At 34.2% G+C, this 14671-nt stretch carries 17 protein-coding genes; 11 read left to right on the forward strand and 6 right to left on the reverse strand.

Features of this window, described 5'->3' with window-relative positions; genetic code table 11:
* Window positions 1-3 precede the first annotated feature (3 nt).
* The gene (locus IHE43_RS23075; RefSeq protein ID WP_192186052.1) at window positions 4-732 is read right to left on the reverse strand and encodes a geranylgeranylglyceryl/heptaprenylglyceryl phosphate synthase; all 729 of its coding nucleotides are present in this window, start codon (window positions 730-732) and stop codon (window positions 4-6) included.
* 95 nt (window positions 733-827) lie between these two features.
* Here IHE43_RS23075 and IHE43_RS23080 point away from each other — a divergent pair, with 95 nt between their 5' ends.
* The 3 genes from IHE43_RS23080 (at window position 828) to IHE43_RS23090 (ending at window position 2200) form a co-directional block, all read left to right on the forward strand.
* A complete protein-coding gene (locus IHE43_RS23080) occupies window positions 828-1424 on the forward strand; it encodes a Crp/Fnr family transcriptional regulator (RefSeq protein ID WP_192186053.1) in 597 nt (198 codons plus the stop codon).
* 81 nt (window positions 1425-1505) lie between these two features.
* Window positions 1506-1793 carry a hypothetical protein gene (locus IHE43_RS23085; protein WP_192186054.1) on the forward strand — a complete coding sequence of 96 codons (288 nt, stop codon included), beginning with the start codon at window positions 1506-1508 and terminating at the stop codon, window positions 1791-1793.
* Entirely contained in the window at window positions 1790-2200 is a 411-nt protein-coding gene (locus IHE43_RS23090; protein ID WP_192186055.1) for a group III truncated hemoglobin, read from the forward strand. The genes IHE43_RS23085 and IHE43_RS23090 overlap by 4 nt, the downstream gene beginning before the upstream one ends.
* 37 nt (window positions 2201-2237) lie before the next feature.
* On the opposite strand, the gene IHE43_RS23095 is transcribed toward IHE43_RS23090, so the two are convergent.
* Window positions 2238-2888: a 4'-phosphopantetheinyl transferase superfamily protein gene (locus IHE43_RS23095; RefSeq protein WP_192186056.1), complete on the reverse strand. Its 651-nt coding sequence runs from the start codon at window positions 2886-2888 to the stop codon at window positions 2238-2240.
* A 274-nt stretch (window positions 2889-3162) separates the two neighbouring features.
* On the opposite strand from IHE43_RS23095, the gene ahcY reads away from it, so the two are divergent.
* From ahcY to IHE43_RS23130, 7 genes are all read left to right on the forward strand, one after another.
* Window positions 3163-4479 (forward strand): adenosylhomocysteinase, encoded by a 1317-nt coding sequence (ahcY, locus tag IHE43_RS23100; protein ID WP_056245149.1) that lies wholly within the window; start codon window positions 3163-3165, stop codon window positions 4477-4479.
* A gap of 335 nt (window positions 4480-4814) precedes the next feature.
* Window positions 4815-5405, forward strand: coding sequence for a hypothetical protein (locus IHE43_RS23105; protein WP_192186057.1), 591 nt, complete (start codon window positions 4815-4817; stop codon window positions 5403-5405).
* A 645-nt stretch (window positions 5406-6050) separates the two neighbouring features.
* Window positions 6051-6383: a multidrug efflux SMR transporter gene (locus tag IHE43_RS23110; RefSeq protein ID WP_192186058.1), complete on the forward strand. Its 333-nt coding sequence runs from the start codon at window positions 6051-6053 to the stop codon at window positions 6381-6383.
* A 141-nt stretch (window positions 6384-6524) separates the two neighbouring features.
* A complete protein-coding gene (locus IHE43_RS23115; protein ID WP_192186059.1) occupies window positions 6525-7376 on the forward strand; it encodes a methylated-DNA--[protein]-cysteine S-methyltransferase in 852 nt (283 codons plus the stop codon).
* 169 nt (window positions 7377-7545) lie between these two features.
* Entirely contained in the window at window positions 7546-8259 is a 714-nt protein-coding gene (locus IHE43_RS23120; protein ID WP_192186060.1) for a 2OG-Fe(II) oxygenase, read from the forward strand.
* Window positions 8260-8473: 214 nt separating this feature from the next.
* The gene (locus tag IHE43_RS23125; protein WP_192186061.1) at window positions 8474-8719 is read left to right on the forward strand and encodes an Ada metal-binding domain-containing protein; all 246 of its coding nucleotides are present in this window, start codon (window positions 8474-8476) and stop codon (window positions 8717-8719) included.
* The gene (locus tag IHE43_RS23130; protein WP_192186062.1) at window positions 8706-9314 is read left to right on the forward strand and encodes an alpha-ketoglutarate-dependent dioxygenase AlkB; all 609 of its coding nucleotides are present in this window, start codon (window positions 8706-8708) and stop codon (window positions 9312-9314) included. The genes IHE43_RS23125 and IHE43_RS23130 overlap by 14 nt, the downstream gene beginning before the upstream one ends.
* A gap of 3 nt (window positions 9315-9317) precedes the next feature.
* On the opposite strand, the gene IHE43_RS23135 is transcribed toward IHE43_RS23130, so the two are convergent.
* Both IHE43_RS23135 and IHE43_RS23140 read right to left on the reverse strand, forming a co-directional pair.
* On the reverse strand, window positions 9318-9638 hold the full coding sequence (locus IHE43_RS23135) for an MmcQ/YjbR family DNA-binding protein (RefSeq protein ID WP_192186063.1): 321 nt from the start codon (window positions 9636-9638) through the stop codon (window positions 9318-9320).
* A 28-nt stretch (window positions 9639-9666) separates the two neighbouring features.
* The gene (locus IHE43_RS23140) at window positions 9667-10422 is read right to left on the reverse strand and encodes an NUDIX domain-containing protein (protein ID WP_192186064.1); all 756 of its coding nucleotides are present in this window, start codon (window positions 10420-10422) and stop codon (window positions 9667-9669) included.
* Window positions 10423-10694: 272 nt separating this feature from the next.
* Here IHE43_RS23140 and IHE43_RS23145 point away from each other — a divergent pair, with 272 nt between their 5' ends.
* Entirely contained in the window at window positions 10695-10952 is a 258-nt protein-coding gene (locus tag IHE43_RS23145) for a hypothetical protein (RefSeq protein ID WP_192186065.1), read from the forward strand.
* Between the two features lie 48 nt (window positions 10953-11000).
* Here the strand turns inward: IHE43_RS23145 and IHE43_RS23150 are convergent, their stop codons facing one another.
* Both IHE43_RS23150 and IHE43_RS23155 read right to left on the reverse strand, forming a co-directional pair.
* Window positions 11001-13229, reverse strand: coding sequence for a glycoside hydrolase family 3 N-terminal domain-containing protein (locus tag IHE43_RS23150; protein ID WP_192186066.1), 2229 nt, complete (start codon window positions 13227-13229; stop codon window positions 11001-11003).
* Window positions 13230-13244: 15 nt separating this feature from the next.
* Window positions 13245-14669, reverse strand: coding sequence for a glycoside hydrolase family 30 beta sandwich domain-containing protein (locus tag IHE43_RS23155; protein WP_192186067.1), 1425 nt, complete (start codon window positions 14667-14669; stop codon window positions 13245-13247).
* Between the last annotated feature and the right edge of the window lie 2 nt (window positions 14670-14671).

Raw genomic sequence — 14671 nt, forward strand, 5'->3', positions numbered from 1 at the left:
GTTTTATAATTCAAAAAAATGGCTGTCGTTTTCAAAAGCAGTTCCAATAACTACTAAATCGGCGCCAGCTTTGTAGGCTTTTTGAATTCCGTGCAAATCTACAATTCCTCCTCCAACAATTATAGGAATTTCGATATTTTGCGCTATTAACTGTATCATTTTCAACGGTACTGCATTCTTTGCCCCGCTCCCGGCTTCTAAATACATCAATTTATTCCCTAGCATTTCCCCGGCCTGCGCAGTTGCCAAAACCAAATCCAGATTTTCACGATTTAGCGGTTTTGTTTTGCTCACACGTGCAACAGCCGTTTCATTGCCGCTTTCTATCAAAATATAACCAGTCGAAATTACTTCTAAATTAGTCTTTTTAAGTATTGGTGCCGCCTGAACCTGATATTCAATCAGATAATCCGGATTTCGCCCTGATAATAAAGACAAAAACAAAATAGCATCGGCCTGAGCCGAAATTTGGGATGGATCACCTGGAAATATAACAACGGGCAAGTTTGTATTTTGTTTTAATTGCGCAATTAAATCTTCTAAAATTGTAGCATGCACAATGCTTCCTCCCACAAAAATATGTGTTGCAGGTGATTGATTTATTTTATGTAATAAATGATCTAAATTTTCCCATACAATTTTATCCGGATCTAAAAGTATGGCCAGTAATTTTTGACCATTCTTTTTAGCTTCTAAAATCTGTTGGTGTATATTGGATATTTTTTGTTTCATAACGGCCGTAAAAGTAAAAGTTTTTTAATGCAGAAGAACTATTTTGAATGAATTATATTTGTACAATCACTTTTGATAAATAAAGAAATGAATGTATGATTACTTCTGAATTGTTAGAGAAATATGGTGCAGTAAAGAAGTCTTTCGATAAAAAGGAAATTATTTTTGAAGAAGGAAATTTACCAACTCATTACTATCAAATTATTTCGGGAGAAGTAAAAATGAGCAATTATAATGATGATGGCCGCGAATTCATTCAGGGAATTTTTTATGCAGCACAATCTTTTGGGGAACCGCCTCTATTTTTGAATCAAAATTATCCGGCAAATGCCATTACAGTTGATGATTCAGAAATTCTTCTTCTTCCCAAAAATAATTTCCTGAAATTGCTGGAAGAAAACCCGTCAATAAGTCTTAAAATAATCGAAAATTTAGCACAGCGATTGTATTACAAATCGGTTATGGCGGCTGAAATGTCTACTCAGGAACCAGAGCACAGAGTTTTAAAATTAATTGATCACGGAATCGTCTATTTTAATTTTAAAAAAGACACCAACGGTTACCTCATTAATTTTACCAGACAACAAATTGGAGATTTAACCGGCCTGCGTGTCGAAACCGTAATAAGAACGATAAAATCTTTGGAAAAAAAAGGTCTTTTGAAGATTATAAACAGGAAAGTATACAGATAAAATAGTTCCTGTTTTATGATTAAAGTCATAAAATGGAGTTGTATTGTGCATGTACCTTTGTAGTATAAAAATCTCAATATCATGACACTATATCAAACAACATTCGAAAATTTCAATAAAAATTACATGGGTTCTGCAGCAATGGCTGTAATTGGTCAAAGCTGTTTAGGCGGCGCAGCTGCAATGTATATTCTTTCACATGGAACCTCTATTGGACAAATGATTCAACTGGCAATTATTGTATTGGCTTGTGTTTTTGCCAACACTTCAATCCTGGCACAAATGAAACATAAAGTAATTTTTAACCTTATTATTTTAAGCACTATATTAAGTGTTTTACTAATATTTCTGAATAGTTTTGTACTATGAAAAAACAAATAGAAAATAGAGCTGATGTTGAATTTTTAGTACATCAGTTCTATGCTAAAATAAGAGCTGATAAAGAAATCGGCTTTTATTTTAATACAATTATAAAAGATTGGAATTCGCATTTAGAAAAACTGACTGATTTTTGGGAAACCAATTTATTCGCAGTAAAAAAATACAAAGGCAATCCTCATGAAGTACACAACGAAGTGGATGCTCATTTTGATGGTAAAATTACTTCAAACGAATTCGGAATTTGGCTGAATCATTGGTTTCAAACTATCGATGAACATTTTGAAGGAGAAAACGCAGACACGCTTAAACGCCGCGCCCGAAAAATGAGTACTTTTTTATACATGAGTATGTTTGAACACCGTAAGAAAATCGCTGAAACTCCAACTGAGATTTAATTTCACTGATTACTGAGACTGTAAACTGCGACTAAATCTACTTCTCAAAAGCATAAACCAAAGTAAAATTCTGTTCTGAATTATCTGATTTGATTTCCTCGTAATGCACATTAAAATCTTTAATCAAATCATCAAAATGTAGACTGGCGTGGGTCTGATTTTTATCCAAAGAAAAATCTCCAACCCTAATATGATCTTTAAAACTGATTCCTTTTTCGTTTCTGATTTTAAAAATCGCTTCTTTGGCACCCCAGATTACAGTAAGTTTTTTAATGTATTCTTCAGAAACATTTGGATTTAAATATTCGAATTCGGTCTCCACAAATTTATCCGCTATTTTAAGGATTTTTTCGCGTTGTAATTCCATATCGATTCCAACCGTTTCATGACTGATGATAATGGCTGCAAAATGATACGAATGTGTAATCGAAATATAATTATGACAATCAAAATAAGGTTTTCCAAATTCATCATAATGTAAGTCTTTATCTGTAAATCCCATTTCCTGAATCAGCATACGAACGCTCAAAAAAGCACGCTGATGCATCTGAGATTTCATTCCCTCTAGCCTGCGTTGCGTTTTTTCTTTTAAAACTACTTTGCTCAACAACTCCTCAAAAGATTCTGTTATTTCCCAAATTAAAAGTTTGGTCGTTTCGTTACACTGTATGGTTTTAAATAAAGGCATTCGTTGTCTTATTTTTTATGCGGTTTGTTTTTTTAAACCATGTAAGTGATATGAGTAAATATAAATCCAAGTCTAAAAAATGTCTTTAGTAAATTTAAGCAATTAAAGTCCATTATAAAGAATCTTATATCTCTTATATGGTGAAAAACAATTCACAAACTAATGTTCTAAAGATTAAGAAATTAAACATTTCACAAATCTTACAGAAATAGTAAAAATTCCAAAGGTATTCCGTAAATTTGCAAAAATTTTACAATATACAAATATACTATAAATGAGTACTACAACTACGCCTTTTGTGGCTTTCAAAGTAAAAGACATTTCTCTAGCGGCTTGGGGAAGAAAAGAAATTGAACTAGCTGAAGCTGAAATGCCAGGATTAATGGCACTTCGTGCTGAATATAAAGACGAACAACCTCTTGCAGGTGCTCGTATCGCCGGATGTTTGCACATGACGATTCAAACTGCTGTTTTGATCGAAACTTTAATTGCTCTTGGTGCTGAAGTTACCTGGTCTTCTTGTAATATTTTCTCTACTCAGGATCAGGCTGCTGCTGCTATTGCTGCTGCCGGAATTCAGGTGTATGCATGGAAAGGTCTTGATGAGCAATCATTTGACTGGTGTATTGAGCAAACTTTATTCTTTGGTGAAGACAGAAAACCATTGAACATGATTTTGGATGATGGTGGAGATTTAACAAACATGGTTATTGACCGTTTCCCAGAATTGGTTCCTGGAATCAAAGGTTTATCTGAAGAAACTACAACTGGAGTTCACAGACTTTACGAAAGAGTAAAAGCCGGAACTTTACCAATGCCTGCAATCAACATTAATGACTCTGTTACTAAATCTAAATTTGATAACAAATACGGTTGTAAAGAATCTGCTGTAGATGCTGTACGTCGTGCAACTGACTTAATGTTAGCTGGAAAAAGAGTTATCGTTTGTGGATACGGTGATGTTGGAAAAGGAACTGCTGCTTCTTTCAGAGGTGCAGGATCTATTGTAACAGTTACTGAAATTGACCCAATCTGCGCTTTACAAGCTGCAATGGATGGTTATGAAGTTAAAAAATTAAACACTGTAATTGCTAATGCTGATATCATCATTACAACTACAGGAAATAAAGATATTGTTCTTGGAGAGCACTTCGAACAAATGAAAGACAAAACTGTTGTTTGTAACATCGGACACTTTGATAACGAAATTGATATGGCCTGGTTAAACAAAAACCACGGTGCTTCTAAAATCGAAATCAAACCTCAGGTTGACAAATATACAATCGCTGGAAAAGATATCATCATTCTTGCTGAAGGTCGTTTGGTAAACCTTGGTTGTGCTACAGGTCACCCAAGTTTTGTAATGAGTAACTCATTTACAAACCAAACTTTGGCTCAAATCGAATTATGGAAAAACAGTGCTGCTTACAACAATGACGTTTATATGTTGCCAAAACATTTAGATGAAAAAGTTGCTGCTTTGCACTTAGCTAAATTAGGAGTTGAATTAGAAACTTTACGTGACGATCAGGCTGCTTATATTGGTGTTCCGGTTGAAGGTCCATTTAAACCAGAATACTACAGATACTAAATAATTTTAGATTGAAGATTTCTGATTTTAGATTTCTTTAATTACATATCCAAACCCTACAAGTTTAAAAAACTTGTAGGGTTTTCTTTTTTTTAATCTAAAATCTAAAATTTTATAATTAGGGCGTGCCACCATTTAAAAAAAGGCCTAATCTGCTTTGTGTTCATTTGCCTTTTCTTAAATGCTGTCTGGCTATACGCGCTACTTTGGTAGCATGCTTCTATCCCTCACGCAAAACGGCAATTAAGAACTTCTGAATTTAATAAGATATTTTTTCATAAATTTTAAAATAAAAATATACATTTGGATTCAAAACCAATCCAAGAACCTAAATTATGAGAAGATGCTTTATTATAGCTTTATTAATAATGCTCCCTATTCTTGCTTCGGCGCAAACCACCAACATCCAAACGCAAATGCAGCAAGCGAGAGACATGAACAGACAAATGACTGCCCAAAACCAGAAATGGGCAACTGAGCGAGATAAAGCTGATCGACGATGGGCAGCAATGCAAACAATGACGCGTCAATCAATGAACAAGGCTGCAACAGCTGAAAAAAAAATAGCTAGTGAAGAAAAGAACAAGCAAAAACTAGAGGAAAAAATCACTAAGTTAAATTCTGATTTAAAAAAACAACAGGATCAATTAAAAACACTTGAAGATTCTAATAGCAATCCAAATGATGAAACCCAAAAAAATATAGAAAAAGCGAAAGAACAAATAATAAGATCTGAAGAAAAGCTAAACAAGAGCAAAAGTGAACTGGAAACGAGTTCTAAAAAAGTTGATGATTTGAAAAAAGAAAAAGAAATTTCCTTAACAAAAAAGATAGATCTTGAGAAAAAGGAAAAAGAAGAAAAAGAGAGAAAACAAAAACAAGAAGAAATAAACCAGGCACTTTTAAAAAATCTTAAATCGAATTAATTAAATTTAGATTTATTTAATACCCATTTCAAACCAGACAATCCAAAAAAATATAAAGTATGAGAACACAATTTATTTTATTGTTACTAATGATAATACCTTTTTTGTTTCTGCACAATCTAGCAATCAACAAATGCACCAACAGATAAATGCTCAGCGTCAGAGATGGACAAATGACTGGCAAATGCGAACTATGAGCTCTCACTCATCAAATAAAATTCAAACTGCTGAGAAAAATTAGCTAAAGAAGAAGAAAATAAAAAGAAACTAGAAGAAAAATCCGAAAAATTAAATGCTGATTTAAAAACTAATCAGGAAGAACTTGCAAATCTTAAAAACAACTCAACAAATAATAATAGTACTGATCTTCAAAAGGATATCGAAAAATATCAGGAAAAAATAACGAAGTCTGAAGAAAAAATAAATCAAAATAAAATAGACATAGAAGCGAGTTCGAAAAAAATAGACGATTTAAAAAAACAAGTAGAAACTTTAGTATCAAAAGAAGAAGAAAAAATGAAAAAAGAAGGAAAAACTATATACACCTTATCGAAATAGCAAAAATGGATGAGTCTTCAAGGAAAAGAAAATTCTAGATAATTCTTTTCACTTTTAATAAAAGTTAACTTTGTAAAAATGTGAAACATGAAAAACTTCTTCTTTTTAGGAATTGCCATACTATTCGAAATCATTGCCACTTCGGCCTTAAAAAAATCGGAACAATTTACACAACTCATTCCTAGTATAATTACAATTATAGGCTATTTTGCTGCATTTTATTTTTTAAGTTTTGCGATTCGAACCATACCAGTTGGGATTGCCTACGCCATTTGGTCAGGAGTTGGAATTGTTTTAATTACCATTATTGGAGCTGTCTTTTTTAAGCAAATTCCGGATTTGCCAGCCATTATTGGAATTGCTTTAATTATGATTGGTGTTATTGTTATCAATGTTTTTTCTAAAACGACGGCGCATTAAGTTAATTTGTTTCAGGTTTCAGGTTACTACAGAACGTGAAACTTGAAACCTGAAACAAAAGGAACAAAACTAAAACTTCGCAAGTTTCGGATTTTATCCCTGCAAAAGCTAATCGATATTTGCATTATAAAATTGAGAGAAATGAACACACAAGAAAACATTAATTATAATCGGATTGCAGATGCGATCGATTATATCAAAACCAATTTTAAAGCGCAACCCAATCTTGATGAAATTGCCGAAAAAGTGCATTTGAGTCCGTTTCACTTTCAGCGTTTGTTTACCGAATGGGCTGGTACAAGTCCGAAGAAATTTTTGCAATATATCAGCGTTGAACATGCTAAAAAAATCCTGAAAGAAGACAATCAGGCCACTTTATTTGACGCTGCTTTTGACACGGGACTTTCCGGAACCAGCCGTCTGCATGATTTATTCGTCAACATCGAAGGAATGACGCCAGCAGAGTATAAAAATGGTGGAAAGAATTTAGAAATCAATTTCAGTTTCGCCGAAAGTCCGTTTGGAAATATCATTGTTGCTTCAACTCAAAAAGGAGTTTGTTTTATGGCTTTCGCCGAAAACGAAGAAATGGGATTTGAAGATCTGAAACATAAATTTCCGAATGCGGCATTCTCTCGAAAACTGGATTTAGTCCAGCAAAATGCCTTATTCATTTTCCAAAACGACTGGAGTAAATTATCTGAAATCAAACTGCATTTAAAAGGTACCGATTTTCAATTGAAAGTTTGGGAAACCCTGCTTAAAATTCCAATGGGACAACTTTCTACTTACGGTTCCATCGCACATCAAATCGAAAAACCAAATGCTTCACGCGCTGTCGGAACTGCGATTGGAAGCAATCCTGTAGCATTTTTGATTCCATGTCATCGCGTCATTCAATCCACAGGAGCCTTCGGTGGTTATATGTGGGGAAACACGCGTAAAACGGCTATTATTGGCTGGGAAGGCGCGCAGATAAATCCTCAATTCTAATTTACACCCAAAAATGTGTCTCCCGAGACGCACTTCAGTGCGTCTAACATTTCGTATTTCCATTCTATGACGACAATCTTTGCGTAGACGCACTACCGTGCGCCTGCCTCTACAATAAAAAACGTACAATGATTGTCATGATAAAATTAATTTATATCTAAAATTTTTTATGCAAAATATACAATCAAAAATTGCTTCCCAAAATTGGGAAAGCATCACTGAATCTATGCACGAAAATGGATTCGCCATTATTTCAAATGTACTTACCAACGAGCAATGCGAAGATTTAAAATTCGATTATGATAATCCAAATTTATATCGAAAAACAGTTGTGATGGAACGTTATCGATTTGGTTTAGGCGAATACAAATACTTTAATTATCCACTTCCGGATTTGATTCAAAGCATTCGTTCTTCGATTTATCCAAAATTGGCTCCAATTGCAAATGCGTGGATGAAAGTATTAAATATCAATACTATTTTTCCAGAAACACACGAGAAATTATTAGAGCAATGTCACGCAAATAATCAACTAAAAGCAACGGTCTTAATTTTAAAATATGGTAAAAGTGGTTTTAATACTCTGCATCAGGATTTATACGGAGATGTATATTTTCCTATTCAAATAGTAATCTTCCTAAACGAACCCGATGAAGATTTTACGGGCGGTGAATTTGTTTTAACCCAACAAACGCCCAGAGCGCAATCGAAAGCGATTGTTTTGAAACCGAAAAAAGGCGATGTTTTGATTTTTACTACTAATTTCAGACCGATAAAAGGCACAAAAGGATATTATCGCGTGAATATGAAACATGGTGTTAGTGAGATTCATTCGGGTGAACGACATACGTTGGGGATTATTTTTCATGATGCATTGTCGTGATAAATTTAATCTCGCAGAGTCGCAAAGTTTTTGTTTCACGCAGATTTTAAAAAGATTTAAGCAGATGTGTGCAGATGATTTATTTGCAGCTATTTTTTTTTTAATTAAAGTCTGCGTGAAAAATCAATTTAAATCTTTTAATCTGTGGCAAAAAATCAATCGTTGCGTAGACGCACTGCTGTGCTCCTCTATAGAGTAAAATGTGATAAAAAATATGACGGAACATAACAAAATTTCAGATTCAGATCTGCGAAATAAAATTAAAAATGCGGAAATTTGCTTTGGTGGAAACCGAAAACTAAAAATATACGGAAAACTAAAATGTTCTTCAGGGAAAAGAATGAAACGCGAAAATCGGGTTTTCTTTTTATCCGAAGATGAAGCCAGACAAAATGGTTTCAGACCTTGCGGACATTGCATGAAAACTGAATATCAAAACTGGAAAAATGGACTTATTTAATCCGCATACAGACGAAACTACCAATTTGCTTCCGAAAGACGGAACGGTGAATTATTACGGAAAATTATTCTCCAGAGAAGATTCCAATCATTATCTTGATATTCTTTTGAATACTATTGAATGGAAAAATGACGAAGCCATTATCTTCGGAAAATTAATTTTAACCAAACGAAAGGTAGCCTGGTACGGCGATTCGGGTTTTGAATATACGTATTCGAATACAACCAAAAAAGCAATTCCATGGACACAAGAGTTATTAGAATTAAAAGCAATTATTGAAGAAAAAACAGGTGAAACTTTCAACTCCTGTTTATTGAATTTATATCATTCCGGAGAGGAAGGAATGGCCTGGCACAGCGATGCCGAAAAAGATTTAAAAAAGAATGGTGCAATTGGTTCTGTTAGTTTTGGTGCAGAACGAAAATTTGCTTTCAAACATAAAGAGACCAAAGAAGTTGTTTCATTAATTCTGGAGCACGGAAGTTTATTAGTGATGAAAGACGAAACACAAACCCATTGGCTGCATCGTTTGCCGCCAACTAAGACAACTTCAAAACCCAGAGTAAACTTGACTTTTAGAACGATTGTAAAATAGAAGTTATTTCTTTTTTGAAATTACATTTTCATAAGATCGTATCAAAGCATCTTCAAACATTTCAGGTCTTGCTTTTGAAAGTTCAACAATTGTCCAGCCTTGTTTACCCCATTTATTTGGAATTGGATAAAAGATCATTTCGCCTGAAGCACAAAAAACAGATTGATCAATTTCGTTTAATTTTAAAACTGCCCGATTATTTTTTTCATCAAAAGTGGCGAAAATTTTCTTGTTGATGCGGAAAGAAGTTTTCTCAAAATGTGGTTCTTCTGTTGCATTCGGAAAAGACATGGCTAATTTTCTAAAAGTTTCAATTGAGACCATAATCGTTATTTAAAGTTAAACTTTAATTTTACCAACCTTGATTCAGTCCGTTTTTGAGGACTTCTTCATATTTATCTTGATCAAAAGTATATAAATTTGGCGCTTTGTGCGCGACATTGCTTTTCTTTTCATCCAATTTTGTCAGGATTCCGATGTTGGTTATTTTTCTAAGAAAATTTCTTCTGTCCAGTTTTTTATCCAAAATCGTTTCATATAACTTTTGAAGTTCCGGAATGGTAAATTTCTTTGGCAATAAGTTATAACCAATTGGCATTAAATTTAATTCTATTCTCAAGGTATCTAAGGCTTTATCAAGAATTTCTTTGTGATCCAGAATAAGTTCAGGAACTTCTTTATGATCAATCCATTCAATTACTTCGTCTTTATTTGCCGGATTCGGAATTGTTTTAAAAAAATCAACTAAAGCGTAATATCCAATCGTAACAAAACGACGCATCAGCCATTTGCCTTTTTCTTCTTCAATTTGTAGATATTCCAATATCTTTTTATCAAAGTGCTGGTCGTTACGTTTTACTTTTCCAAAAGTGGCAAATTGCCTTAAAAAAACACCGTCAACTCCCGTTCTTTCGCTTAAAACAGTGACCGCGGCAGTATCAATATCCTGATCAACCGGTATAAATCCTCCAGGCAAAGACCACGTTTCACGATTCGGAATTTTAATCAATAAAACCTTAAGCTGATTGTCATGAAAGCCAAAAATCACACAATCAATGGACAGTCCGGGTTGGTAATTTTGATTATTTTCTATAATGTCTTTTAACATTCGATGTCAATTAAATACAATTTTTTGCTGCGAATAACTCTGCAATTTAATTCATTTTTACAGAACCAAACTATTAAATAATAAATCAATAAAACTTGTTCCTGATAAAGAAGTGTATGGATTACAATTTTAACTTAAAATTAAAATCAAATTTAAAAAAAATAAGTACATTGCGTCATAATAACACAATTAAAAACTATTTGTTATTTTTTAAATAAAAAAGCAAGAATAATTTCATATTATGATTCTTTACAAAAGTCAATGCAAGAGAGATGAGCACTAATCCGTTAAAAAATATAAATCAAAAAATTAGAAATAAAATCTGGACTTCTTTCGGATTTGTTTCTAAAACTTATCTTTTAGAAGAATCTATAAAATACAGTCAGGAGCAGGAAAAAATTTTCAATAAAATGATTGTTGAAACTGAGGCGAAAGACAAAAAAGCAAAGCGTGAAGCTTTTGATAAAGCATTGTATGCAACCTATAAAGGAATTGGCGCTATGGATTTTATAAATACCGTTTTGAAATAATTCAAAACCTTTATAAAATCCATAGCGCCAATTTTAATTGACTGTTCTCTATTGTACTAACTCAAAATCTGATTTTAGTTTAATATCTGCTGACGAAGCTCCAATCATTACTTCGAAATCTCCTGGTTCAGCAATCCATTCTAATTTATTATTGTAGAAAGAAAGTTTCTCTTTGTCAATTGTAAACTCAATTGTTTTAGATTCCCCTGCATTCAATTTTACTTTTTGAAAATCTCTCAATTCTAAAACTGGTCTGACAACAGATCCAAATTTGTCTTTTAAATACAATTGCACTACTTCTTCTCCGGCAACTTTTCCAACATTTGACAATTGAAAAGAAACTTTAATCGTTTCGTTGCTTTTGATTTTTGTTGAAGATAATTTCAAACCTGTATAATCAAATTTCGTATAACTCAAACCGTATCCGAAAGGAAATTTAGGTGAATTTTTTAAATCGATATAAGCTGAAACATAATTTTTTGAATCCTCATCTTTAGCCGGTCTTCCTGTACTGAAATGATTGTAATAAATTGGCACCTGACCCACTTCTCTCGGGAACGTCATAGGCAATTTTCCTGATGGATTGTAATCTCCAAATAAAACATTGGCAATTGCAGTTCCTGCTTCGGTTCCTAACCACCAGGTATAAACGATTGCCGGAACGTTATCTGCAGTCCAGTTAAAAATAAGTGGTCTTCCGGCATTTACCAAAACCACAACTGGTTTTCCTGTCGCCTGAATTGCTTTTACCAAATCTTCCTGAACACCTGGCAAATGAATATCACTTCTGCTTTTGGCCTCACCACTCATATCACGTCTTTCACCAATGCTTAAAATTACAACATCAGCTTGTTTGGCAGTTGCAACTGCTTCGGCAAAACCATCTTTATTATCTCCATCCACTTCACAGCCTTTTGCATAAAGCAGTCTGGTGTTTTTGCCTACTTTATTTTGCAAACCGTCCCATTGTGAAACGACCCATTTATCATAATCTACATCTGGCAGTTCAACAGACCAAAATCCCATATTGGCTTTGTATTCTTTTACCATTGGTCCAATGAATGCAATTGTTTTTAGGTTTTTAGAAAGCGGTAAAGTTTGGTTTTCATTCTTTAATAAAACAATACTTTTTTCAGCAACTTCAAGTGCCGCTTTTCTGTTTTCAGGATTATTTAATGCTTTTTCGGCTCTTTTTTCGTCTGAGTATCGGTAAGGGTCATCAAATAAACCTAACTCATATTTTTTGCGAAGAATACGTTTCACCGCATCGTCGATCAAATCGATAGAAACTTTTCCTTCTTTTACTAATTGAGCCAAATTATATCTGTAAGCATTACTTTCCATATCCATATCACTTCCCGCTGTAATGGCTGAATAAGCTGCTTCTTTAAGATCTTTTGAATAACCGTGTGCTACCATTTCACCAATAGACCCCCAATCAGAAACTACGAATCCCTGAAAGTTCCATTTTCCTTTTAAGATATCACGCTGTAGATGAGCATTTCCAGTTGCCGGAATTCCGTTTAAATCATTAAATGAATTCATGAATGTCGCCGCACCTGCATCTAAGGCCGCTTTAAAAGGAGGCAAATACGTTTCAAGCAACATTCTTTCGCTCATATCAACTGAGTTATAATCTCTTCCGCCAACACCTCCACCGTAAGCGGCAAAGTGTTTTACGCAAGCCATAACTGAGTTTAAATCGCCTAATTTGTTTCCCTGAAAACCTTTTACTCTTGCATAAGCAATTTTAGAGCCCAGATAGGTATCTTCTCCTGCACCTTCCATAACTCTTCCCCAACGCGGGTCACGCCCGATATCCACCATTGGAGCAAATGTCCAGTGAATACCGCTTGCTGATGCTTCTGTAGCCGCAACTCTTGCAGCCAATTCAATTGCTTGTAAATCCCAGCTTGCAGCCTCTGCTAACGGAATTGGAAATGTTGTTTTGTAACCGTGAATAACGTCCTGTCCAAATAACAACGGAATTTTAAGACGTGACTGCATCGCTAATTCCTGATACTGTCTGGTATATTTTGTTCCGATGATATTTAGCATCGAACCCACCAAACCTGCTTTAATTTCGGCTTGTTTGTTTGGATTTATGGTGATTGGCCCCGTTGCAGAATTATCTCCTGTATATTGATTAAGCTGACCAATTTTTTCCTCAATCGTCATTTTTTTCAATAGAGCGTTTACTTTTTGGTCTATTGTTTCTTGTTGAGCGACCGCAAAAAAGGACACCATCAACAGGGTAAATGTGGTTAATTTCTTCATGAATTTAATTTTGAATTACCAAACATAGGTCGCAACTGCACCTGCATTTAAAGTAGTTGAAATTTGTTTTTGAATGTATTTGATATTGAATGTTTCTGCTGAAGTTCCGTCATTTTCAACAATCAGAACAATTTGTCCTGATGGCGTTTTGAAAGCGACATTATAAAGGTTTCCACTGATATTACTTCCGATTCTTACTGATCCTTCGGGAACAAATTTAGAAGCGTGACCGATAATATAATAACCAACTTCTCTCTTAATATTCTGATTCTGATCAATCATCAACGCGCCTTTACAAGTAGAACAGCCGCCTGGTGTAAATGGCTTATAAAATTCATCATTTGCCAACCCCCATGAAAGTGCATTAACACTCCAGTTTCTCATCGAACCAATCACAACATTTTTCACACTCCATTTCAAATCTGATTCAAAACTGCTTCCTGAACCTGTATATTGTTCTGTAAAATATAAGTCTTTGTTTGGATGAGCGTCATGAACCGTAGACAAAGCGCTGATATCGCCCTCATATAAATGAAATGCAGAACCTGCCACAAATGGCAAAGCTTTTGGATCGTTTAAAATCGTTAGCGGATATTCCGGTTTGTTGCAATTGTGATCGTAAACCACAATTTTGGTCTTGATTTTAGCTTTCGCGAAAGCAGGCCCTAAATGGTTTTTAATAAAATCTGCCTGTTGTTCAGCCAGCATTAATAAACTAGGATTATTTCCCGGATGTAACGGTTCATTTTGTGGCGTAATAGCATCAATAACAATTCCCTGCGCTTTCATGGCCTGAATATATTTTACAAAGTATTCTGCATAAACCTGATAATATTGAGGCTGTAAACTTCCTCCTTTTGAACTTCCGTTATCTTTCATCCAAACTGGTGGTGACCACGGAGAACCCATAATTTTAATCTTCGGATTTATAGCTAAAATTTCTTTTAAAAGTGGCACTACATCTTTTAGATCCGGGCCAAGATTAAATTTTTCCAACTTTAAATCAGTTTGGCCTTGCGGCATATCATCATACGAAAAAACTTTTTCATTCAAATCAGATGCTCCAATGCTAATACGCAGATAACTCAACCCAATGGCATCCTCTTTTCTGGAAAAAAGCTCCTGAAGCAATGCTTCTTTTTTAGCTTTATCCAGTTTTAAAATTGCCTGCGCACTTCCTCCGGTTAATGAAAATCCGAAACCTTCGATGGTTTGAAATTTCTGAGAAGAGTCAACTGAAATAGTTGGGTTTGAATTGGTTTCTGAATTAAAAACCAAATCATTTTGCTTTTGCAATTTTGATAATTCATCTGTAGTAGTGATCCACACTTCGGCTTTACCGGAGGCGGCTGTTACATTTTTTGAAGTTCCGCATTTTATCTGAACTGCTATTAAAGGCAGTAACAGTAAAATTTGAAGTTTTTTGATGCTGTTTGTCATTT

This window comes from Flavobacterium sp. MDT1-60 (assembly GCF_014844035.1).
Lineage (GTDB): Bacteria > Bacteroidota > Bacteroidia > Flavobacteriales > Flavobacteriaceae > Flavobacterium.